This window comes from Necropsobacter massiliensis (assembly GCF_000827595.2).
GTDB lineage: Bacteria > Pseudomonadota > Gammaproteobacteria > Enterobacterales > Pasteurellaceae > Necropsobacter > Necropsobacter massiliensis.
Window position 1 is genome coordinate 331,108 of the sequence record NZ_LN776183.1, and the last position, 21,523, is coordinate 352,630.

The 21,523-nt window shown below is 47.5% G+C and carries 18 protein-coding genes; 11 read left to right on the forward strand and 7 right to left on the reverse strand.

What is annotated here, in order from left to right; genetic code table 11:
* The 3 genes from BN3349_RS05445 (at position 1) to BN3349_RS05455 (ending at position 5,533) form a co-directional block, all read left to right on the forward strand.
* Positions 1-396, forward strand: coding sequence for a DUF423 domain-containing protein (locus BN3349_RS05445; protein WP_040976333.1), 396 nt, complete (start codon positions 1-3; stop codon positions 394-396).
* Positions 393-4,295 carry an ATP-dependent RNA helicase HrpA gene (gene hrpA, locus BN3349_RS05450; RefSeq protein ID WP_040976334.1) on the forward strand — a complete coding sequence of 1,301 codons (3,903 nt, stop codon included), beginning with the start codon at positions 393-395 and terminating at the stop codon, positions 4,293-4,295. Before BN3349_RS05445 ends, hrpA begins: the two co-directional genes overlap by 4 nt.
* Positions 4,296-4,366: 71 nt before the next feature.
* Positions 4,367-5,533: a multidrug effflux MFS transporter gene (locus tag BN3349_RS05455; protein WP_040976335.1), complete on the forward strand. Its 1,167-nt coding sequence runs from the start codon at positions 4,367-4,369 to the stop codon at positions 5,531-5,533.
* Between the two features lie 94 nt (positions 5,534-5,627).
* Here the strand turns inward: BN3349_RS05455 and ppnN are convergent, their stop codons facing one another.
* From ppnN to BN3349_RS05470, 3 genes are read right to left on the reverse strand one after another with little or no spacing between them, the layout of a single operon-like run.
* Positions 5,628-6,992: a nucleotide 5'-monophosphate nucleosidase PpnN gene (gene ppnN, locus BN3349_RS05460; protein WP_040976336.1), complete on the reverse strand. Its 1,365-nt coding sequence runs from the start codon at positions 6,990-6,992 to the stop codon at positions 5,628-5,630.
* An 11-nt stretch (positions 6,993-7,003) separates the two neighbouring features.
* Positions 7,004-7,843, reverse strand: coding sequence for an NADPH-dependent 7-cyano-7-deazaguanine reductase QueF (gene queF, locus BN3349_RS05465; RefSeq protein WP_040976337.1), 840 nt, complete (start codon positions 7,841-7,843; stop codon positions 7,004-7,006).
* A 19-nt stretch (positions 7,844-7,862) separates the two neighbouring features.
* Positions 7,863-8,651, reverse strand: coding sequence for a Zn-ribbon-containing protein (locus BN3349_RS05470; protein WP_040976338.1), 789 nt, complete (start codon positions 8,649-8,651; stop codon positions 7,863-7,865).
* Positions 8,652-8,758: 107 nt separating this feature from the next.
* On the opposite strand from BN3349_RS05470, the gene BN3349_RS05475 reads away from it, so the two are divergent.
* Both BN3349_RS05475 and truC read left to right on the forward strand, forming a co-directional pair.
* Positions 8,759-9,073 carry a YqcC family protein gene (locus BN3349_RS05475; RefSeq protein WP_040976339.1) on the forward strand — a complete coding sequence of 105 codons (315 nt, stop codon included), beginning with the start codon at positions 8,759-8,761 and terminating at the stop codon, positions 9,071-9,073.
* A 2-nt stretch (positions 9,074-9,075) separates the two neighbouring features.
* Positions 9,076-9,804: a tRNA pseudouridine(65) synthase TruC gene (gene truC / locus BN3349_RS05480; protein ID WP_040976508.1), complete on the forward strand. Its 729-nt coding sequence runs from the start codon at positions 9,076-9,078 to the stop codon at positions 9,802-9,804.
* 103 nt (positions 9,805-9,907) lie between these two features.
* Here the strand turns inward: truC and BN3349_RS05485 are convergent, their stop codons facing one another.
* A complete protein-coding gene (locus BN3349_RS05485; protein WP_040976340.1) occupies positions 9,908-10,912 on the reverse strand; it encodes an ornithine carbamoyltransferase in 1,005 nt (334 codons plus the stop codon).
* A gap of 79 nt (positions 10,913-10,991) precedes the next feature.
* Between BN3349_RS05485 and BN3349_RS05490 the strand changes: the two genes are divergently transcribed.
* Together BN3349_RS05490 and cspD are read left to right on the forward strand one after the other, a co-directional pair.
* Positions 10,992-11,165, forward strand: a complete 174-nt coding sequence (locus BN3349_RS05490) for a YoaH family protein (protein ID WP_082024880.1) — start codon at positions 10,992-10,994, stop codon at positions 11,163-11,165.
* Between the two features lie 213 nt (positions 11,166-11,378).
* Positions 11,379-11,588, forward strand: coding sequence for a cold shock domain-containing protein CspD (cspD, locus tag BN3349_RS05495; RefSeq protein ID WP_040976341.1), 210 nt, complete (start codon positions 11,379-11,381; stop codon positions 11,586-11,588).
* Between the two features lie 151 nt (positions 11,589-11,739).
* Here the strand turns inward: cspD and tdeA are convergent, their stop codons facing one another.
* The 3 genes from tdeA to BN3349_RS05510 form a co-directional block, all read right to left on the reverse strand.
* Positions 11,740-13,110, reverse strand: coding sequence for a toxin/drug exporter TdeA (gene tdeA / locus BN3349_RS05500; protein ID WP_040976342.1), 1,371 nt, complete (start codon positions 13,108-13,110; stop codon positions 11,740-11,742).
* 75 nt (positions 13,111-13,185) lie between these two features.
* Positions 13,186-15,120: a MacB family efflux pump subunit gene (locus tag BN3349_RS05505; protein WP_040976343.1), complete on the reverse strand. Its 1,935-nt coding sequence runs from the start codon at positions 15,118-15,120 to the stop codon at positions 13,186-13,188.
* 17 nt (positions 15,121-15,137) lie between these two features.
* A complete protein-coding gene (locus BN3349_RS05510) occupies positions 15,138-16,304 on the reverse strand; it encodes an efflux RND transporter periplasmic adaptor subunit (protein WP_040976344.1) in 1,167 nt (388 codons plus the stop codon).
* A gap of 256 nt (positions 16,305-16,560) precedes the next feature.
* Between BN3349_RS05510 and glnS the strand changes: the two genes are divergently transcribed.
* The 4 genes from glnS (at position 16,561) to glgB (ending at position 21,519) form a co-directional block, all read left to right on the forward strand.
* Positions 16,561-18,231 carry a glutamine--tRNA ligase gene (glnS, locus tag BN3349_RS05515; protein WP_040976345.1) on the forward strand — a complete coding sequence of 557 codons (1,671 nt, stop codon included), beginning with the start codon at positions 16,561-16,563 and terminating at the stop codon, positions 18,229-18,231.
* Positions 18,232-18,322: 91 nt separating this feature from the next.
* The gene (locus BN3349_RS05520) at positions 18,323-18,778 is read left to right on the forward strand and encodes a YcgN family cysteine cluster protein (RefSeq protein WP_082024881.1); all 456 of its coding nucleotides are present in this window, start codon (positions 18,323-18,325) and stop codon (positions 18,776-18,778) included.
* 82 nt (positions 18,779-18,860) lie between these two features.
* Positions 18,861-19,358, forward strand: coding sequence for a hypothetical protein (locus BN3349_RS05525; protein ID WP_040976347.1), 498 nt, complete (start codon positions 18,861-18,863; stop codon positions 19,356-19,358).
* A complete protein-coding gene (gene glgB / locus BN3349_RS05530; protein ID WP_040976348.1) occupies positions 19,327-21,519 on the forward strand; it encodes a 1,4-alpha-glucan branching protein GlgB in 2,193 nt (730 codons plus the stop codon). Before BN3349_RS05525 ends, glgB begins: the two co-directional genes overlap by 32 nt.
* Positions 21,520-21,523 lie beyond the last annotated feature (4 nt).

Sequence of the window (21,523 nt, forward strand, 5' to 3'; positions counted from 1 at the left end):
GTGAAGAACAAATGGTTGCTTATCGCCGCACTCAGTGGCGCGTTTTCTGTTGCCTTCGGGGCTTTTGCCGCACACGGATTGGCAAACGTCTTGCCAGCGCAAGCGCTGGATTGGATCGATACCGCTTTGCAATATCAATGGGTGCACAGTCTGGCGCTTATGGCGGTGGCGTTGCTACAGCTTTGTCATCCTAAATTTGCCGCGGCTCGTTTAACGGATGTTATCGCAGCATTCTGGACATTGGGGATGCTGCTGTTTTGCGGCAGTTTATATGCGCTGGCGTTCGGTGCCGCTCGCTTTATGGCTTGGTTGACACCGCTCGGCGGTTTGCTATTTTTACTCGGATGGCTGCTACTGGCTTACGGAAGTCTCAAAAATAATCGATTAACAGAATGAAAAACGCAGTAAACAACAACGAATTCTCACCATTACAACAACGCCTCTTTCCTCTGCTGACTGAAATGATGACCGTCGATCAGCGCCGATTAAGCGCGCGGATTAAAGGGCTTTCTCGCATTAAAACCGATGCGGCGCGCGCAGCGGTTGGCGTGGAGATCCAGCAGCAGATTGAGGCAGCACAAGCACGGCTACGGCGGCGTAAAAGTGCGGTGCAAAATCCGCTTGTTTTTCCGGACAATTTACCGGTCAGCCAGCGTAAAGAAGAAATTCAGCGCTTAATTGCCGAGCATCAAGTGATCATTGTTGCCGGCGAGACCGGTTCGGGCAAAACCACTCAACTGCCGAAGATGTGCCTGGCGCTCGGCTTGGGGCAAAAAGGTTTGATCGGGCATACCCAGCCGCGCCGTATCGCCGCGCGTTCGGTGGCGGCACGCATTGCCGAAGAGCTGAAATGTGAACTCGGTTCGCTGGTGGGCTACAAAGTCCGTTTTAATGATCAAATCAGCGAAGAGACTCAAATTAAGTTAATGACCGACGGTATTCTGTTGGCGGAAATTCAAAGCGATCGCTATCTTAATCAATATGATACGTTGATTATCGATGAAGCCCATGAACGCAGCCTAAATAACGATTTTATTCTCGGCTATCTGAAACAATTATTGCCACGCCGTCCCGATCTGAAAGTGATTATCACCTCGGCGACCATTGATGTGGAACGGTTCTCTCGCCATTTCAACAATGCGCCGATTATCGAAGTGTCTGGGCGTACTTTTCCGGTGGAAGTACGCTATCGTCCGCTTGTAGAAGACGGCGAGCAGGATCAATTGCAAGGGATTTTAACCGCCGTGGACGAACTACAGGCACAGGGGCGCGGCGATATTCTGATTTTTCTTAACGGTGAACGTGAAATTCGTGATACCGCCGAGGCACTGGAAAAACAACAGTTGCGTTATACGGAAATTTTGCCGCTGTTTGCCCGTTTGTCAGCGCAGGAACAGAATAAAATCTTTCATCCGAGTGGACTGAACCGCATTGTATTAGCAACCAATGTGGCAGAAACTTCGTTGACCGTTCCGGGCATTAAATACGTGATTGACCCGGGCACGGCGCGGATTTCCCGCTACAGTTACCGCACCAAAGTGCAGCGTTTGCCGATTGAACCTATTTCGCAGGCGTCTGCCAATCAGCGTAAAGGGCGCTGCGGGCGGGTCAGTGAGGGGATTTGTATTCGTCTGTATACGGAAGAGGATTTCAATAATCGCCCGCCGTTTACCGATCCTGAAATTCTACGCACTAATTTGGCGTCGGTGATTTTGCAAATGACCGCACTGGGATTGGATGAGATTGAGGCTTTCCCCTTTGTGGATGCGCCGGACAGACGGCATATTCAAGACGGCATTAAATTGCTGGAAGAGCTGGGCGCTTTTGAATGGCACAAAAAACAGCGCAGGCTGACCGTGGTCGGGCGTCGGCTTGCGCAGTTGCCGGTTGATCCTCGGTTGGCGAAAATGTTGTTAAGTGCGGTGGATTTTGGCTGTGTTCGGGAAGTGATGATTATTGTTGCGGCATTATCCATTCAGGATCCGCGCGAACGACCGCAGGACAAACAGCAAGCCGCCGATGACAAACATCGCCGTTTTGTCGATAAAAAATCCGACTTTCTGGCTTTTCTCAATTTGTGGCGCTATCTTCAGGAACAGCAAAAAATTCTGACGAAGAATCAGTTTCGTCGCTTATGCCAAAAGGAATATCTGAATTATCTGCGCGTGCGCGAATGGCAGGATATTTATCAGCAAATCCGCCAGACCGTACGAGAAATGGGATTGCCGATCAATTCCGCGCCGGCGGAATACCCGCAAATTCACACCGCACTTTTAAGCGGGCTGCTGTCTCACATCGGAATGAAAGTGGCGGAAAAGCATCAATATCTCGGTGCCAGAAATGCGCATTTTGCGATTTTCCCGAATTCTGTTTTATTTAAGCCGCAGCCGAAATGGTGCATGGCGGCGGAACTGGTGGAAACCTCTAAGCTGTGGGGGCGCATGGTGGCAGAAATCGATCCCGAATGGATTGAGCCGTTGGCAGCGCATTTAGTGAAAAAATCCTATGCCGAACCGCGCTGGTCGAAATCGCAGGGCGCGGTGCTGGCGGATGAAAAAGTCAGTTTGTACGGCATTCCGATTGTAGCGGGCAGAGCGGTCAATTATGGTGCGATTGATCCTGTGCTCAGCCGCGAGATCTTTATTCAATCCGCGTTGGTAGAGGGTAACTGGCATTGTAAACATGCGTTTTTTGCGCAAAATCGGAAACTGATCCGCGAAGTGGAGGAGCTGGAGCATAAAAGCCGGCGGCGCGATATTTTGGTGGACGAACAGGCGTTGTTCGATTTTTATGATCAGCGCATTGGCGCCGAGGTGGTTTCGCAGAAGCATTTTGACAGCTGGTGGAAAAAAGCGCGGCAAAAGGATCCGGAATTGCTGAATTTTGAAAAATCCTTTTTGATTAATGAAGACGCCGAACGGGTCAGCCAACTGGATTTTCCTAACTGGTGGCAGCAAGGGAATCTGAAGCTGAAACTGAGTTATCAGTTTGAACCCGGCACCGACGCCGACGGTGTTACCGTGCATATTCCGCTGCCGTTGCTAAATCAGGTGGAAATGAGCGGGTTTGACTGGCAGATTCCCGGTTTGCGCCGCGAACTAATCGTTGCGTTGATTAAATCGCTGCCGAAATCGCTGCGCCGACATTTTGTGCCAGCGCCGAATTATGCCGAGGCGTTGTTAGGGCGCGTCACTGATTTCAACAAACCGTTAGCGCAGACCTTAAGTGAGGAACTACGCCGCATGACCGGCGTTAGCGTAGAAGCCAAGCAATGGAATCTCGACCAAATCGCACCGCACTTGCGAATGACGTTCCGGGTTATCGACGAGAAAGGCAAAAAAATCGCGGAAAGCATGGATTTGGACAGCTTGAAATTTCGCCTTAAAGCGCAAGTACAGGAAAGTATCGCCGCGGTGGCGGACGATGGCATTGAGCAAAGCGGTATTCATGTGTGGAACTTTGCCACACTGCCGCAGAGTTACGAGCAGAAAAAACACGGTTTTACTCTGAAAGCCTTTCCCGCCATTGTGGATGAGAAAACTGCGGTGGGAATTCGATTATTTGAAACCGAATACGAACAAGCGGTGGCGATGCGGCAGGGACTGCGTCGTTTGTTGTTGCTGAATGTGCCTTCGCCGATTAAGTATCTGCATGAAAAACTGCCGAATAAATCCAAACTCGGTTTATATTTTGCCCCGTTCGGCAATGTTACCGCATTGATTGACGACTGCATTGCCTGTGCGACGGATAAGCTGATTACTGATTTTGGCGGTGTGGTTTGGCAGGAAGCCGATTTTGACAAGCTGCGTGATGCCGTGCGTGAGAATCTGAATGAGGTGACTGTCGATGTAGCGCAGCAGGTGGAAAAACTGCTGACGCTAACCTTTGCAATCAACAAACGGCTGAAAGGCAAAATGGATTTCACGCTGGCGTTTGCGTTGTCGGATATTAAATCTCAGCTGGCGGAATTAGTTTATCCCGGTTTTGTAGAAAAATCCGGTTATGCGCGTCTGCCGGATATACAGCGTTATTTGCAGGCTATTGATAAACGTATTGACAAGCTGGCGCAGGATATTAATCGCGACCGCGCCGCCATGCTGCGTGTGGAGCAGGTCAGCGCTGCTTACCGACAGTTGTTGGGCAAATTGCCGAAATCCAAACCGATATCGCCGCAGGTCGCGGAAATTCGTTATATGATCGAAGAGTTGCGCGTTAGCCTATTTGCTCAACAGCTGGGGACCAAATATCCGGTATCGGATAAACGGGTGTTAGCGGCGATTCAAAGTGCGGTCTGATTTTGCGCCGTTTTTTATGTGTATGTGAAGATATCGAATATGATGCTTTATTATTGTTTTTAGGATGAGTAATGGGAAGCAAAACAAACAGTAAATTATTTCTGGTGCTGTTATTGGGGATCTTATCGGCATTCGGACCTTTTGTGATCGATCTTTATTTGCCGGCATTGCCGCAGTTGGCGGCGTTTTTTAATACGCCTACTTCCATGACCCAGCTGAGTCTGACTACCGCCATGGTTGGTTTGGCGGTCGGACAGCTGTTGCTGGGACCGATCAGCGATAAATATGGGCGTAAAAAGCCGCTGATGATGTCTCTGGCAGTATATATTGTCAGTACCGGCAGTTTGATTGTCGCACCGAATATCGAAAGTTTTATTCTGTTGCGTAGCGTACAGGGATTGTCTGCAGCAGGTAGTGTGGTGATTGCACGTGCGGTGGCGACGGATTTATATCGCGGACGGGAAATGACTCGCTTTTTTGGCTTGCTGATGACCGTCAACGGTATTGCACCGATTATCTCGCCGGTATTGGGTAGTTTGCTGTTGGAATATATGAGTTGGCGCGGAATTTTTATTTTTTTGACCGCACTTGGCGTGATTTTATCTATGGTGTGTCTGCGTTTGACCGAGTCATTAAAGCCGGACGCCCGCTTGCAGACCACGTTGTTTGCCAGCTTTAAAGTATTCGTGCCGATCCTGTGTAACCGGCGTTTTATGACTTATGTGGCAATGCAGTCCTTTGCATTGGCGGGGATGTTCGCTTATATCGCGGCGTCGCCGTTTATTTTCCAGAATTTTTATGCGCTGAGCGCCTTTGCTTTCAGTTTATGTTTTGCCGCAAACGGAACGGCATTAATCATCGGTTCGAATATCGGCGGTAAACTGGCGAATAGCCGTGCGTTGCGAATTGGTACCGGCGGCATTGTTCTGTTCGCCGGCTACCTAGCGGTTGCGCTGTATTTACAGATTCATGTCTGGCTGGTCGAGGCAGGATTTTTTATGCTGCTTTTATTTACCGGTCTCACGTTACCGACAGTTTCTGCACTGGCGATGGAAAGCGAGCGCCGTTATGCGGGCAGTGCCTCGGCATTATTGGGCTTTTTTCCATTCTTTTTAGGCGCATTGGTGTCACCGTTGGTGGGTATCGGGAATATTTTTTACGCCACGGCTGTGGTGATATTGCTTTCTGGTGGCATGGTCGCGGGCATTTATTGGGTTGTGCAAAAGCAGGCGGAATGATGTCAGCGGTGAACGATAGGCCGGAACGTTGAGCATGCCGTTACATTAATACTGCATGCTCAATCACTTTCGGCAATTACAGCGTTTCTATTGTCTATTTGACGATTTGATAACAAGGTTCGTAAGCGTCGCCGCCCGGCAGCTTCATGCGATCCTGTTTAATGAAATCTTGCAGCAAATCATCGACTTTTTGCATTAATTCCGGATCGCCGTGCAAACGGAATTTGCCCAGTTCGGCAATTTTATCCTGCGCTTCCGGTTTGATATTGCCAGCGACGATGCCGGAAAAGACCCGACGCAGATTTGCCGCAAGAGAAACCTTGGACTGATTGAGATGCAGATCCAGATTGGCCATATTGTCATGGGTCGGAATAAACGGGGTTTGGAATTCCGGTTCAATTTTCAAGGTCCAGTTAAAGCCGTAGGAATCGTTTTGTTGATAGCGGAAATCGCGTACTTCTTGCATCGCCACATTCATGTGGCGCGCGACGGCAACCGGATCATTAATAATGATTTCATATAAAGCTTGTGCTTCCTCTCCCAGTGTTTCGCCGATAAAACGGTCGATTGCGGCAAAATAGTCGGCGCTTTCCTGCGGGCCGGTCAGAATGAGTGGCAATTTTTGTGCGCGGTTTGCCGGATTGAGTTTAATTCCCAAAATATAGAGAAATTCCTCCAGCGTGCCCGGGCCGCCCGGGAAGATAATAATGCCGTGTCCCATGCGCACAAAGGCTTCCAGGCGTTTTTCAATATCCGGCATGATAATCAGTTCGTTGACGATCGGATTCGGCGGTTCGGAGGCGATAATCGACGGTTCGGTAATGCCGATGAAACGGCTGTTTTTATAACGCTGATCGGAATGTCCGATGGCCGCACCTTTCATCGGTGCTTCCATCACGCCCGGTCCGCAACCGGTCACGATATTCAGCTCGCGGTGCCCGAGTTCCAGCCCGACGGCTCGGCAGTATTGATATTCAATTTGGTTAATGGAATGACCGCCCCAGCACACCACCAGATTCGGTAATTCGCCGACGATCAGCGCTTTGGCATTCCGTAGAATAGAAAACACCTGGTTGGTAATATGCGCGCTGTCTTGAATGTCACAAGGGTTAATACGCTGGCTGAGCACATTGACAAAAACAATATCGCGCAATACGGCGAACAGATGATATTGGATGTTGCGGATAATGCGATCATCCACAAAGGCATCGGGCGGCGGATTATGCAGTTCAAGGGAGATCCCGCGTTCTTTGGCAATCAGGTTGATATCAAAATTCGGATAGCGGTTCAGCAACGCGCGGCTGTCATCGGTAACGGCGCCGGAATTCAGCACCGCCAGCGAGCAGTTACGATACAGGGTATAAAGCTCGCTTTGCGCTTTTTTCGTCAATTGTTCCACTTCCAAATGGGAAAGTTGATCCATACTGCCTCTAGGATTGACATAATGAATATCAGTCATACAAACTCCTTTTATTGTCTGGCTAAACGGCAATTTGCCGGAACGGGTTCAAAGTTTGAGCGAAACGGATTAATATCCAAGCCGCCGCGTCGGGTATAGCGGGCATATACGGTGAGTTTTTGCGGTTGTGCAAAGCGCATTAAATCGCAGAAAATGCGTTCCACACATTGTTCATGAAATTCGTTGTGCCGGCGGAAGGAGACAAGATAGCGCAGCAATTTTTCGCGGTCGATTTTAGCACCGACATAACGAATCTGAATGCTGCCCCAGTCCGGTTGTTTGGTGATCAGACAATTGGATTTTAGCAGGTGGCTGACCAAGGTTTCTTCAATGATTGTTTCACCGCGACAGCCGGCTAGCAGCGCCGGGTTAAAATCATAGTCGCTGATCTCGATATCTTGATGATCAATACAATCGCCGTCCAGCGCCGTAATGGGTTGGTTGGTATAATATGCCAGCGGATTTAACCGCACGTTGACTTCACCGTCGGCACAACGGGTCAAATCCTGTCGAATAGTCTGTTCGACCGCAGCAAAATCGTTGAATTTGCTTTGGTTAAAGCTGTTTAGATAGAGTTTGAAACTTTTTGATTCAATTAAATGTTTGCTGCGAAAATCAATTTCCACCTCGGCGATGGCAACCTGCGGCAGCCCTTTCGGGTTCAACCAAGACACTTCATAGGCGGTCCAGATGTCTGCGCCGAAGGTAAAAGGTTGATGCGCGGTGATACCCAGCCCATTGCGATTTAAGCTGCGCGGTACGCTTTGCAGCAAAGTGCGGTCATAATCGGCGGCATATTCCGTTTGCTGCCCGAGTTTCAGTGCGCTCAGGCTGGCGTCATGGTCATTCATGGTGATTATTGTCCTTAATTTATTGCCAGTGCCAAGATAAATTCGATACGATGCGACAATGATCACATTTAAAATAGAACAAGTCAAATAGCGGGCGGGGCAGCGCCCATTCGCGTTGACACAGCGGGCAGCGGCGTTGTTGTTCGCCGGCTAAATCGTCTCCGCCGAGACGATACAGATAATAATAGGTCGGAATGCCGCTGATGCGCTCAATATCGCGACTTAGATAATAACCGTGTTTGAACAAATTGCTGTCGATATCCGAAATTTCCCGCAACGCCTGCCGTTCCAGCACCGCACCGTTCATTTGCAGCTGATCGCAGGCTTGCCAGTTTTCCTGCCATTTAATGATGTCCATGCTCAAGTGCGGTACGTTTTTCAGCTGTTTATACAAGGGGATCGGCAGAAAATCTTCGCCGCTGTGTAACGGTGAGCAGGATTGCAGATAAGTGGTATACAGTATTTGCCAGCCGGGATGGGCGCCGCTGTGGGTGGTATCGGAATTCAGATCGTCGGCGATAATTTGAAATCCGTCCAAAAAAAGTCCCGCACTTTCCGCCTTTTCCAAGGCATTATCCACTTCGGTGTTATTATATTCCGCCAGCAGGCTTTGTTGCTCTGGGCACACCACGCGTACCGCCAGTCCCGGCTCGCCCTCCAATTCGGCGGCAAACAGCGGAATTTCCCGCCCGATAATCTGCCCGTTATAGCGCCATTGTTCGATAATCTGATTAACCAGATAACTTAAATCGGCAATAGGATGCGGTCGATTGCTGCGATGAGTAAAAAAGGCTTCGATAAGATACATATTTGCTCACTTTTTGTTGGTGTTGAGTGCCGGTTGATGGATTAAGATAGACAAATTGCATACAATACGCAACTGTAAAACAGTTTCACCGATTTTAAGGATACATTATGCGTCAGCAGACCAAAATTCACCTACAACATTTACAACAAGTTATGCAAAAGCTGGAGCTTTGGCAGGCGGTAGCGCCGCCGGAAAGCGCATTTTTAAGCAATCAACCCTTTGCGTTGGATACTCTAGAAGCCCATGAATGGTTGCAATGGGTTTTTATTCCGCGCATGTATGCGCTGTTGGAAAGCGATATGCCGTTGCCGCAGCAGATTGCCGTGGTGCCTTATGTGGAAGAGGCACTGAAAGAATTGGACGGGCTGGACGAGTTATTAAGTCCGATCAGCGCAATTGAGCAGTTGTGCAAGAATCAGTGATGATGCCGTTGCAGATCATTTATCAAGACGATGATATCGTAGCGGTCAATAAACCGGCAGGAATGTTGGTGCATCGCAGCTGGCTCGACCGGCATGAAACCCGGTTTGTCATGCAGACGTTGCGCGATCAGATCGGATGTCATGTTTTTCCCGTTCATCGTTTAGACCGTCCTACCTCCGGCGTGCTGTTGTTTGCCTTAAACAGCCGCGTCGCTCATTTGCTGTGTCAGCAATTCGAGTTGAAACAGGTGGAAAAACATTATTTGGCTGTGGTGCGCGGTTATCTGGCGGGACAAGGGCGGGTGGATTATCCGTTAAGCGTGCGGGAAGATAAAATCGCCGATAAATTTGGTCGGCAAGATAAGCAAGCGCAGCCAGCAGTAACGGATTACGAGGGATTAAACACGGTGGAAATGCCTTATTCGGCAGGGCGCTATCAAACCAGTCGTTATTCGTTGCTGAGATTAATTCCGCATACCGGTCGCAAACATCAGTTACGTCGTCACTTAAAGCATCTTTTTCATCCGATTGTAGGTGATACCCAGTATGGCGATTTGCATCAGAATCGGGCGTTAGCGGCGAATGTTGGAGTAAACCGTTTGTTGCTGCATGCGCATAGACTGCGTTTTCGTCACCCCGTCACAAATGCCGACCTAGACATTGTCGCTCCGTTAGATGGGCAATGGCAACTGTTGCTGGAGCGTTTCGGTTGGAACAATCCAATAGCATAACGTGCCGACCCAGACAAAAGTGCGGTGAAAATTTTATGTGTTTTACTAAAAGTTATTAATACGGGCGGTTTGCTTTGTACCGCCCGTTAATTGAGCGCGGCGGCTAAGCCAGTGCGGCGACCATTACGGCTTTGATCGTGTGCATACGGTTTTCTGCCTGTTCAAAGGCGATATTCATCGGCGATTCAAACACCGCTTCTGTCACTTCGATACCGTCGGCAAGTTCCGGATATTGCGCAGCGATTTGGCGCCCGATTTCAGTTTCGCAGTTATGAAATGCTGGCAAACAGTGCATGAATTTCACATTCGGATTGCCGGAATGTTGCATTAACGCCGGTGTTACTTGGTAAGGCAGCAGCAATTTAATGCGTTCGCCCCATGCTTCCAGCGGTTCACCCATTGATACCCACACATCCGTATGGACAAAATCGACTCCTTTCAGCGCAGAATCAATATCTTCGCTAACCAGAATGCGGGCGCCGGTTGTGGCAGCAATCTGCTGGCACATTTCTACCAGTTCGCTTTCCGGTAATAAGGCTTTCGGCGCGCAGATTCGGACGTCCATACCGAGTTTGGCGCCGATCAGCAGCAGAGAATTGCCCATATTATTGCGTGCATCACCGATATAAACATAGCTGATTTCATTCAGCGGTTTGTTGGAATGTTCGAGCATCGTTAACACATCCGCCAGCATTTGGGTAGGGTGAAATTCGTCGGTCAGCCCGTTAAACACCGGCACTCCGGCATATTGCGCTAATTCGTTCACTACGCTTTGTTTGAAACCGCGATATTCAATGGCGTCATACATGCGTCCGAGAACGCGGGCGGTATCTTTCATACTTTCTTTATGTCCGATTTGTGACGATGCCGAATCAATATATGTCACATTCGCGCCTTGATCATAAGCCGCCACTTCAAAAGCGCAACGGGTGCGAGTTGAGGTTTTTTCAAAAATCAGGGCGATATTTTTGCCTTTTAAACGCTGCTGTTCGGTGCCTGCATATTTAGCGCGTTTCAGATCACGAGCGAGATCGAGTAAAAAACGGATTTCACGCGGGGTGTGATTAACCAGACTCAATAAATGGCGGTTTTTTAAGTTAAAAGGCATTGTGTTACTCCTGCTATATTGTGTTTCGTTATTTTGTTGGTATATTACTTGTTTCTTTCGGCTTGATAAAGGTAAAAATATGTCGGATAACTTATTACTCGGTCTCACCCACGAACAGCAGCAGCGTGCCGTAGAAAGAATTCAACAACTGATGCAGCAGGGCATCAGCAGCGGCGAGGCCATTGCTATGGTGGCAAAAGCGCTGCGCGAACAATATGGCGAACAGGATGCGGTGCGGAAAAATGTGGAGTGATTTTTCCAAGCGAATTAACTGCTGAATTGTATAAGCAATGAATATATAAAGAAATTTTGTGATCTCTGTTTGATTTTAAACTATTTTTTATTGCCAAAATGTCGAAATTCATTGAATATCTGCTCGGAAATTCGGGTGATAAAGCAAATTTGCTTTATCAAGGTAATAAAATAGTCTATTCAGGACGTTAAATCCATATTAGAGGTCAATGTTATGGAAGTTGGTGTTGTTAAATGGTTTAATAATGCGAAAGGATTCGGTTTTATTTCCGCAGAAGGTAACGATGCGGATATTTTTGCGCACTATTCGGTGATTGAAATGGACGGTTACCGTTCGCTAAAGGCCGGTCAGAGAGTGAATTTTGAAGCGGTGCACGGCGACAAAGGTTCTCATGCGACCAAGATTGTGCCTATCGTAGAATAATAATTATATTTTCCTTTATTTAGTCAATACCTTTTAAGACAGGGCTAGTTACCTTGTCTTTTTTCATGCCATAAAAAAAGAGGGCATATCGATACTTTGCTTGAATCGGGGGGATTTTGGATGGGCAAGGTAAGCCCTTGCCCGGCAATGATTATTTTATTGAATAATATCCGCCCATTGCGCTGTAAACCGCATTTTCGCTTTGAATTAAACTGTATTTCGCATTCAGGATTGAAAGTTGCGAACTTTTTTCTGTATTAGCGGCATTCAGCCAATCTTTTAACTCAGAAATACCGGCATTGTAACGGTTTCTGTAATATTGCGTGATTCGTACGTTATAGGCATGAGTTTGCTGTAAATTGGACAGATTCTGACGTGCCTGATTGTAGGCGAAATAGTTGGTGTCAACATCGTTCAATGCGCTGGTAATGCTCTGTTCAAAATTCACTAACGCGGTTTCATAAGCGGCTTCGGAAATTTTTACGTTCCATTTCACCGTATTCCAGCTTAAGAACGGTAGGCTGATGCCTAATGTACCGCCGGCAATCGGGGTGTCGAACGCATTGCTGACTTTATCGCCGCTGGAACCTAAGCTGCCGCCCAGCGTAATGGTCGGGAACCAACTTTTCTGCATGGCTTTGGCGTCTTTAAATGCACTGTTCAGGCGATATTGATAACCTTTTACGTCAGGACGGTTGGCAATGGTGGAAAGCGGTACGTTTAAATTCACGCCGACATTTTTTACATCCAGAATATGCGGATAATTCACCTGTAGCACATCATTCGGTTTTAGATTCAATAAGTTACGCAATGTCTGTTCCGCGGTTTTTTTCTGCGTCTGATAGCTGATTAAGGTATTGCGCGCGGTTAATACCGATTGTTGTGCCTGATCGGTACTGGCGCTGTCCGCTACACCTTGGGTTAATTTGTTTTGCATAATGCGGTTGATTTGAGCGTAATAATCGATAGTCTGATTCGTCACCGCAATGGCGTCATTTAGATAAGCGAGCTGATAATAAGTGACGATCACGGAGTTGATTAACGACACTCGGGTATTTTCCAGATCTTGTGCAGTAGCTGCATAAGTCCATTCCGCCGCAGAGGCGGCATCCGCCAGACGGCGCCATAGATCTAGCGTATAACTGACTTCCAGCGCGCCGCTGTGTTTAATGGTGGAATTGCCGCCGCTGTTGATATTTTTTTGCGCCGTTGAAGTGGTCGAGCCGCTGAACGACGGCACTAAATCGGCACCGACCAGATTAGCGTTATATAACGCCGAGTTGACGGAAATTGCCGCTTTGGCTAAATCTTTATTATTCGCCAGCGCCTGTTCCACCAAACGGTTCAGCTGCGGATCCTTATATAGCGTCCACCAGTTTTCCTGAATATTGTATTGTTTGGTGAGTTCTTCGTATTGTTGGAAATCTAATTGCGACGCGTTATAGGAATCATCGATATTCGCGCAACCGATTAATGCCGTCGATAGGGTAACGGCAAAGGCGACTTTTGAAAGTTTTAGCATGATATTTTCCTTGAAATGAGTAAAGTGCGGTCATTTTTACCGCACTTTTGAGTGAATAAAATTGTATCAAAAAATCTATTCCTGCGCTAACGCTGTAATCGGGTTTAACTGCGAGGCATTTTTTGCTGGCATATAACCGAACACCACGCCGATTAGCGTTGAGCAGAGTACCGCCGCCACAATGGAAAAGCTGGAGAATATCATTGTGAAATCGGTCATAAACAGATTAAACAGCGTACCCAGCAGAATCGACAGCACGATGCCGGTGATCCCGCCGATTAAACAAATCAGCACCGCTTCAATTAAAAACTGTTGCAATATATTGAATTGTTTGGCGCCGATAGCCATGCGCACGCCGATCTCTTTGGTGCGTTCGGTAACCGAAACCAGCATGATATTCATCACACCGATGCCGCCGACAATCAGCGAGATGACTGCGATACAGGAAATTAACAGTTTCATTGTATTGGTTGTGCTTTCAATGGTTTGTTTGATGGTATCCGTATTCATCACGAAAAAGTCTTTTTTACCGTGTCGCACGGTAAGCAAATTGGTCAGATCTTTTTCCGCCACTGTAGAATTCACATCATCACGCACTTTTACCGTAATGGAATCGATTTTCTGATTGCCGGAGATTTTATTCATCGCCGTGGTATAGGGAATATAAATATTCAGCGTGGTGGAGTTCATTCCCATATTGTTGGATGTGGCGGCAACGCCAATTACTTTCAGCGGTTTTTTGTTCATCATCAGAATTTTGCCAAGCGGATTCTGTCCGCCGAACACGTCTTTTAATGTGTTTTCATCAATCACCGCAACCTGTTCGTTATGTTTTACATCCTGCGCACTAAACAGCTCGCCTTGTTTCAGGCTTAAGCCTTTTACATTGAAATATTGTTCGCCGACCCCTTTTACCTGTGCGGTGAAACTTTCGCTGCCGTAGGTTAGCGTACCGCTGACGGCACTGTTCGGCGTTGAGCTGACGATATAGCTTTGTTTGGCCAGAATAGTGGAATCGGCAACGGTCAGATTCTGATTCTTATCCGCCCGCCGATCGCCGAATCCCGTACCGTTATAAATATCCATGGTATTGGTGCCCATAGCGTTGATATTGGCAAGAATTTTCTGCTGCGAACCGTTTCCTAGCGCCACTACGCAGACGACGGAAGTAATGCCGATAATAATCCCCAACATAGTCAGCAACGAACGCAATTTATGCGCGATAATGGCATTGACCGACATTTTAAAAGATTCCATAAACTGATCTTTATAGAAATTGAAACAGCTTTTACTGACTCGTGGCGTATCGATTTTTTGTGCAATGACATCGGATTTACGGGTATCTTCAATAATGCGTCCGTCTTTGATTTCAATAATTCGATTGGCAAAATTAGCGACATTCTTATCATGCGTGACCAAAATAATGGTATGCCCCTCACTGTGCAACTGAGTAAGAATTTCCATCACGGTTTCGCCGCTTTTGCTGTCCAAGGCGCCGGTTGGTTCGTCCGCCAGAATAATATCGCCGCCGTTCATCAGGGCACGCGCGATACTGACCCGTTGCTGTTGTCCGCCGGAAAGCTGATTCGGTTTGTTTGCCAGCCGATCGGCTAATCCCAGTTTGTCCAGCAATTGTGCGGCACGTGTCAGGCGGGTTTGTTGATCTACACCGGCATAAATGGCCGGTAGCGCCACATTTTCCACCGCACTTAAGGTAGATAGCAGATTATAGCGCTGGAAGATAAAACCGAATTTTTTTTGCCGTAAGTCGGACAGCTCGTCGCGGCTTAGGCGGCTGACTTCCGTGCCGTCAATGTTGTATGAGCCGGAAGTGGCGGTGTCCAAACAACCGATAATATTCATTAAGGTCGATTTTCCGGAGCCGGATTGACCGATAATGGCGATGAAATCTCCTTTTTCAATCTCAAGATTAATGTCTTTTAACACCTGAGTACGGTTTTCGCCTTCCCCGAAATATTTATTAATCGCTTTGATTTCAATAATATTCATAAAATTAACCGCACTTTTTAGAACATTCTCGGACCGCGGTTGGAATTTCCGACAGTTTCGCCACTGGCCAGCTGCGAGGAAATCACTTTTTCGCCTTCCTGTAAACCGGAAAGAATCTGGGTGTTGACATCATCACTCAGCCCCGTGCTGACTTCGCGCCGTTCCGCCTGATTATGCTCATTCAGCACATTCACATAGGTTTTATCGCCTTGTTTGTGCAACGTCATGGTCGGCACCACCAGCGTGTTTTTAGCATCGGCAATGGTAATCGTGTTCTGGATCGTCATGCCGATACGCAACTTGTTATCCTGATTATCCACTACCACATTGGCGTAATAATACACCGCGTCCGTATCGGAGACACTTTCGGAATATTCGTTGTCGGTCAGCGTGGTCATGGCCGGGTCAACCGAAGCAATGGTTGATTTATAGACGGTATCCGGTTCCGACAGCGTGGTAAAGGCGACCGGCATACCAGCTTGCACTTTGGTAATATCGCCCTCGGAAATTTCCGGTTTAATCAAAATTTTGCTTAAATCCGCTACCTGTACAATGGTCGGAGTGGTTTGATTGGCGTTTACGGTTTGCCCCTCGGAAACCGGAATGGAAATAATGGTGCCGTTAATCGGCGACAGAATTTTGGTATAGCCCAAATTGGTCTGCGCGGTGCTGACTTCAATTTCAGCGGTTTTGATCGACGCTTGAACTTCCTCAATCGCCGCTTCTGCGCTGGCAAGGGTGTCTTTGGCTTCATTCAGCTCATCCAAACTGATGGATTTTTTGGCATACAGACCGGACATGCGGTTATACGCCGATTTCGCCACTTCATAAGCCACTTTTTTGGCTTTTAGCTGTGCCTGATAAGAGGCGAGAGAGGCCTGCGCGGTATTTAAATTATTGACTTGCGTTTTGGAATCAATTTCCGCGATTAAATCGCCCGTTTTAACTGCCTGACCTAGCGTGACGTGAATTTTTTCGATTTTGCCCGACACCTGCGCACCGACTTCAACTCGGTTATAAGCGCGCACCGTACCGCTGGTAATTACCGATTTCTGCACATCACTGCGTTGTACGGTTTCGGTCAGATAGGTGATGTTATTGTGGTTGGAATTGCCGAAATAACTATAGGCGCCGATGCCGAGGGCGGCCAAGACAATAAATGAGAGAACCTGTTTTTTGGTCATGAGTAATCGCTCCGGAAAACTACAAAATTAATATTGTTCGCAATGATAAGAAAAGTATCTTAAGAAAAACTTAAGAAATGAAAACGGACAATTTTCCCTTTTATCTCTCACTGAATGAACGTTCGTTCATTTTTTTGCGTTGCGGATTTTACCATTAATTTGTCGAAAAGCAACCGCACTTTTGTATTCTGATTGTAAACAGGGTAGAATAAGCGCCAATTTTTAATTAAAAAAGATTACGTTAATTGAGGTCAGAATGAGCCATATTGATACACAGTCGAGTGACAATCGCCCGACGAATTTTATCCGCCAGATTATTGATGAAGATCTTGCCAGTGGTAGATTGAATAATGTTTATACCCGTTTCCCGCCTGAACCCAACGGGTATTTGCATATCGGACATGCTAAATCTATTTGCCTGAATTTCGGTATTGCGCAGGATTATCAGGGGCTGTGCAATCTGCGTTTTGACGACACCAATCCGGTCAAAGAAGATGTGGAATATGTGGATTCCATTAAGCAGGATGTCAGATGGCTGGGTTTTCAATGGCAGGGTGAACCGCGTTATGCTTCGGATTATTTCGATCAACTGCACGGGTATGCCGTTGAATTGATTGAAAAAGGGCTGGCTTATGTGGACGAGCTGTCGCCGGAACAAATGCGCGAATATCGTGGTACGCTGACCGAACCGGGCAAAAACAGCCCTTACCGTGATCGCCCAGTGGCGGAAAATTTGGCGTTATTTGAGAAAATGCGTAATGGCGAATTTGCCGAGGGCGCCGCAAGTCTGCGAGCCAAAATTGATATGGCATCGCCGTTTATGGTAATGCGCGATCCGGTGCTGTACCGGATTAAATTCGCCAGCCACCATCAGACCGGGGATAAATGGTGCATTTATCCGATGTATGACTTCACGCATTGTATTTCCGATGCGTTGGAACGGATTACGCATTCGTTGTGTACGCTGGAATTTCAGGATAATCGCCGTTTATACGATTGGGTACTGGACAATATTTCCATTGAACGCCCGTTGCCGCATCAGTATGAATTTTCGCGTCTGAATCTGGAATATACCTTAACCTCCAAACGGAAACTGCTGAAACTGGTGGAAGAAGGTGTGGTGGACGGCTGGAACGATCCGCGTATGCCGACCATTTCAGGGCTGCGTCGCCGCGGTTATACGCCGGCGTCGATTCGTGAATTCTGTCGCCGGATCGGTGTGACTAAACAGGATAATGTGGTGGAATACAGCGCGCTGGAAAGCTGTATCCGCGATGATCTGAACGTTAACGCGCCGCGCGCTATGGCGGTGTTGGATCCGTTGCGAGTAGTGATTGAGAATTTCGAGCCGGAAAAAAGTGAACTGCTCACTGTGCCGAATCACCCGAATCGGGAAGAATTGGGTACGCGCCAGATTCCGCTGACTCGAGAAATTTATATCGATCGGGCGGATTTTCGTGAAGAAGCGAATAAACACTATAAACGCTTAGTGCTGGGCAAAGAGGTGCGTTTACGCAATGCCTACATTATTAAAGCGGAATGGGTGGAAAAAGATGCCGAGGGCAATATCACCACGGTGTACTGCACTTATGACGCACAAACGCTGGGTACCAACCCGCAGGACGGACGCAAAGTGAAAGGCGTTATCCATTGGGTGTCGGCAACGGACAATCTAGCGGCAGAGTTCCGCCTTTATGATCGTTTGTTTACGGTGCCGAATCCGAGTGCCGCCGAAGATATCAACGCAGTGTTAAATCCGCATTCTCTTGTGGTGAAACAAGGTTTTGTGGAGCGCAATCTGGCAAATGCTGAAGCGGAAAAAGCCTACCAGTTTGAGCGCGAAGGCTACTACTGTGCCGACAGCAAAGACAGTCGACCGGAACACCTGGTGTTTAATTTAACGGTGAGTCTGAAAGAAGGCTTTTAGTCTCAGGTTGACAGGATTGTGATAAATCTTTAAAAGTGCGGTTAAATTTGGCTGAATTTCAACCGCACTTTTGTTTATGCGGGAATATAGCATGCAGTTAGAGGCGAAATTCTGGGAAACCAAATCCCTGCCAGAGATGAACGAGGCTGAATGGGAAGCGTTGTGTGACGGTTGCGGTAAATGTTGTTACCGCAAATTTATTGAGGGCAGGGGAAAACGCCAGAAACTGTATTTTACCCGTATCGCCTGCAATTTATTGGATCTGGACAGCGGAAAGTGCGGTCATTATAAACGACGTTTTCAGCTAGAGCCCGATTGTACCAAATTGACGAAAAAAAACTTGCCCGATTTCAGTTGGTTGCCCAGCACCTGTGCTTATCGTTTGTTATATGAAAATAAGCCGTTGTATGACTGGCATCCGTTAATTTCGGGCGACCCGGCAACGGTAAAAGCGGCGGGTGTTTTTATTGCCAACGGCGTGCATGAACGGGATGTGATCGATTGGTGTGAATTTATTGTTAACGATATTGTTGATGAAGATCACTAAATCAGCCTAAAAGCGTTGTGTTTGTGGTCTGCTTAGATAGAATAACCATATTCTCCAGTTTTTATCGTTGTTGGAAACAAAAATGAGCATTCCCATTTTAGAGCGTTTAACCCAAAAGGCGCAAAAATCAGGGATCGCAATATCAAATAACAGTATTGGCGATCATTGGGTTTGCGCCGGTCGTCAAAGCCTGCGTGATTTCAGTCGTCTATTGCAGCCTCCGGGTGATGTAAGTTGGGTGGACGGATTGTTTAATGGGGTGTTGGTGCAGCAGGAAAGCGAACCGATAACTTATTGTCCCGACGGCTTTTGTTTATCCGACGATAGTATTTTCAATGACCTATCATGTGCTGAAAATGGTCAAATATTGTCTGAATATCTTTTTCCTTTTATCCACTCTTTTTCGTTTCTTTTTCTTTCTTTCGACTGTAGTGCTTTAAAAACAGGCATGCTGCGGCAACAGGCAGCTCAACCCGGCATATATTTTGTCTTTCAACGGATGACAAACAAGAATCAACCGGCAGGTAATGAATCAGTGAGGGGTTATTATGACAAGATTAGTTTCACAAGATGTAATTAACGCGTTCTTTGACGGCAATCATTCCGATCCTTTTTCAGTGCTGGGTATGCACGAAACGGATAACGGGATTGAAATCCGCGTGTTATTGCCGGACGCCAACCGAGTAACGGTATTAGATAAAGAAACCCACGCGACGCTAACCGATCTGGATTATGTGGATGAAAGAGGTTTTTTTACCGGCGTGATCCCGAATACTCGTAGCTTTTTCGCCTATCAGTTACAGGTGTATTGGGGCAATGAGCCGCAGATTATCGAAGATCCGTATCGTTTCCGACCGATGTTGGGCGAATTGGATAATTGGCTGCTGGCGGAAGGTTCGCATCTGCGCCCTTATGAGGTGCTAGGCGCGCATTTTATGGAATGCGATGGCGTATCCGGGGTGAATTTCCGCTTATGGGCGCCTAATGCGCAACGTGTTTCCGTGGTCGGCGATTTTAACTATTGGGACGGTCGTCGCCATCCGATGCGTTTTCATCCGGCGAGCGGCATTTGGGAACTCTTTCTGCCGAAAGTATCATTAGGACAATTGTATAAGTTTGAGTTGATCGATTGCTACGGTCAGCTGCGCTTAAAAGCCGACCCTTATGCTTTCAGTTCGCAACTTCGACCCGATACCGCATCACAAATCAGCGCCTTGCCGGAGATCTCCGAATTAACGGCGCAACGAAAAAAAGCCAACTGTGCGGATCAACCGATTGCAATTTATGAGGTGCATTTGGGCTCATGGCGGCGCAATTTAGCCAATAATTTCTGGTTGGATTATGATCAGATCGCTGACGAATTGATCCCTTATGTGAAAGAAATGGGTTTTACTCATATTGAATTTCTGCCATTGTCCGAATATCCGTTCGACGGTTCTTGGGGTTATCAACCGATTGGTTTGTATTCCCCGACCAGCCGGTTTGGCTGCCCGGACGGTTTTCGTCGTCTGGTGGATAAAGCCCATGCCGCCGGTATTAATGTGATTCTGGATTGGGTACCGGGGCATTTTCCGAGCGATACTCACGGTTTGGCGGCTTTTGACGGTACCGCCTTGTATGAATATGCCGATCCGCGCGAGGGTTATCATCAGGACTGGAATACGCTGATTTATAATTACGGGCGTAATGAAGTGAAAAACTTTTTGTCCGGCAACGCGTTATACTGGTTGGAACGTTTTGCGCTGGACGGTATCCGCGTCGATGCGGTGGCGTCGATGATTTACCGGGATTACAGCCGCGCCGAGGGACAATGGATTCCGAATCAATACGGCGGGCGGGAAAATTTGGAAGCGATCGAATTTTTAAAACATACCAACGCGATTATCGGTTCCGAAGCGCCGGGTGCAATTTCAATCGCCGAGGAATCCACCGCGTTTGCCGGCGTAACCCGTCCGTCGCAAGACGGTGGATTGGGATTTAATTTCAAGTGGAATATGGGCTGGATGAACGATACCCTTGCCTATATGAAAAAAGACCCGGTTTACCGTCAGTATCACCATAATCTGATGACTTTCGGTATGGTTTATCAATACAGTGAGAATTTTGTGTTACCACTTTCCCATGACGAAGTGGTGCACAGTAAACTGTCATTATTGGACAAAATGCCCGGCGATGCGTGGCAGAAATTTGCCAATCTGCGGGCATATTATGGTTATATGTGGGGCTATCCGGGCAAAAAACTATTGTTTATGGGCAATGAATTTGCTCAAGGACGCGAATGGAATTATGAAGAAAGTCTAGATTGGTTCTTGCTAGATGAGGCAATCGGTGGCGGTTGGCATCAAGGCGTACAACATTTTGTGAAAGATTTGAACCGCACTTATAAGGCGAATGCGCCATTGTATGAGCTGGATTGTGATCCGCAAGGATTTGAATGGCTGGTGGTGGATGATTATCAAAATTCCGTATTTGCCTTTGAACGCCGCAGCCGTCAGGGCGAACGCGTGATTGTGGTCAGCAATTTTACGCCGGTGCCGCGTTATGATTATCGTATCGGAGTTAATGTCGGCGGCGAATATCGGGAAATTCTGAATTCCGATTCAGCGTATTACCAAGGTTCGGATATAGGGAATCAAGGTGCGGTTAGCAGTGAGGAGATTGCAAGCCATGGTAAGCCGCAGTCAATCAGTTTGACGCTGCCACCGCTGGCAACAATTTATTTGGTGTTAAACGATGCGTAAGGTC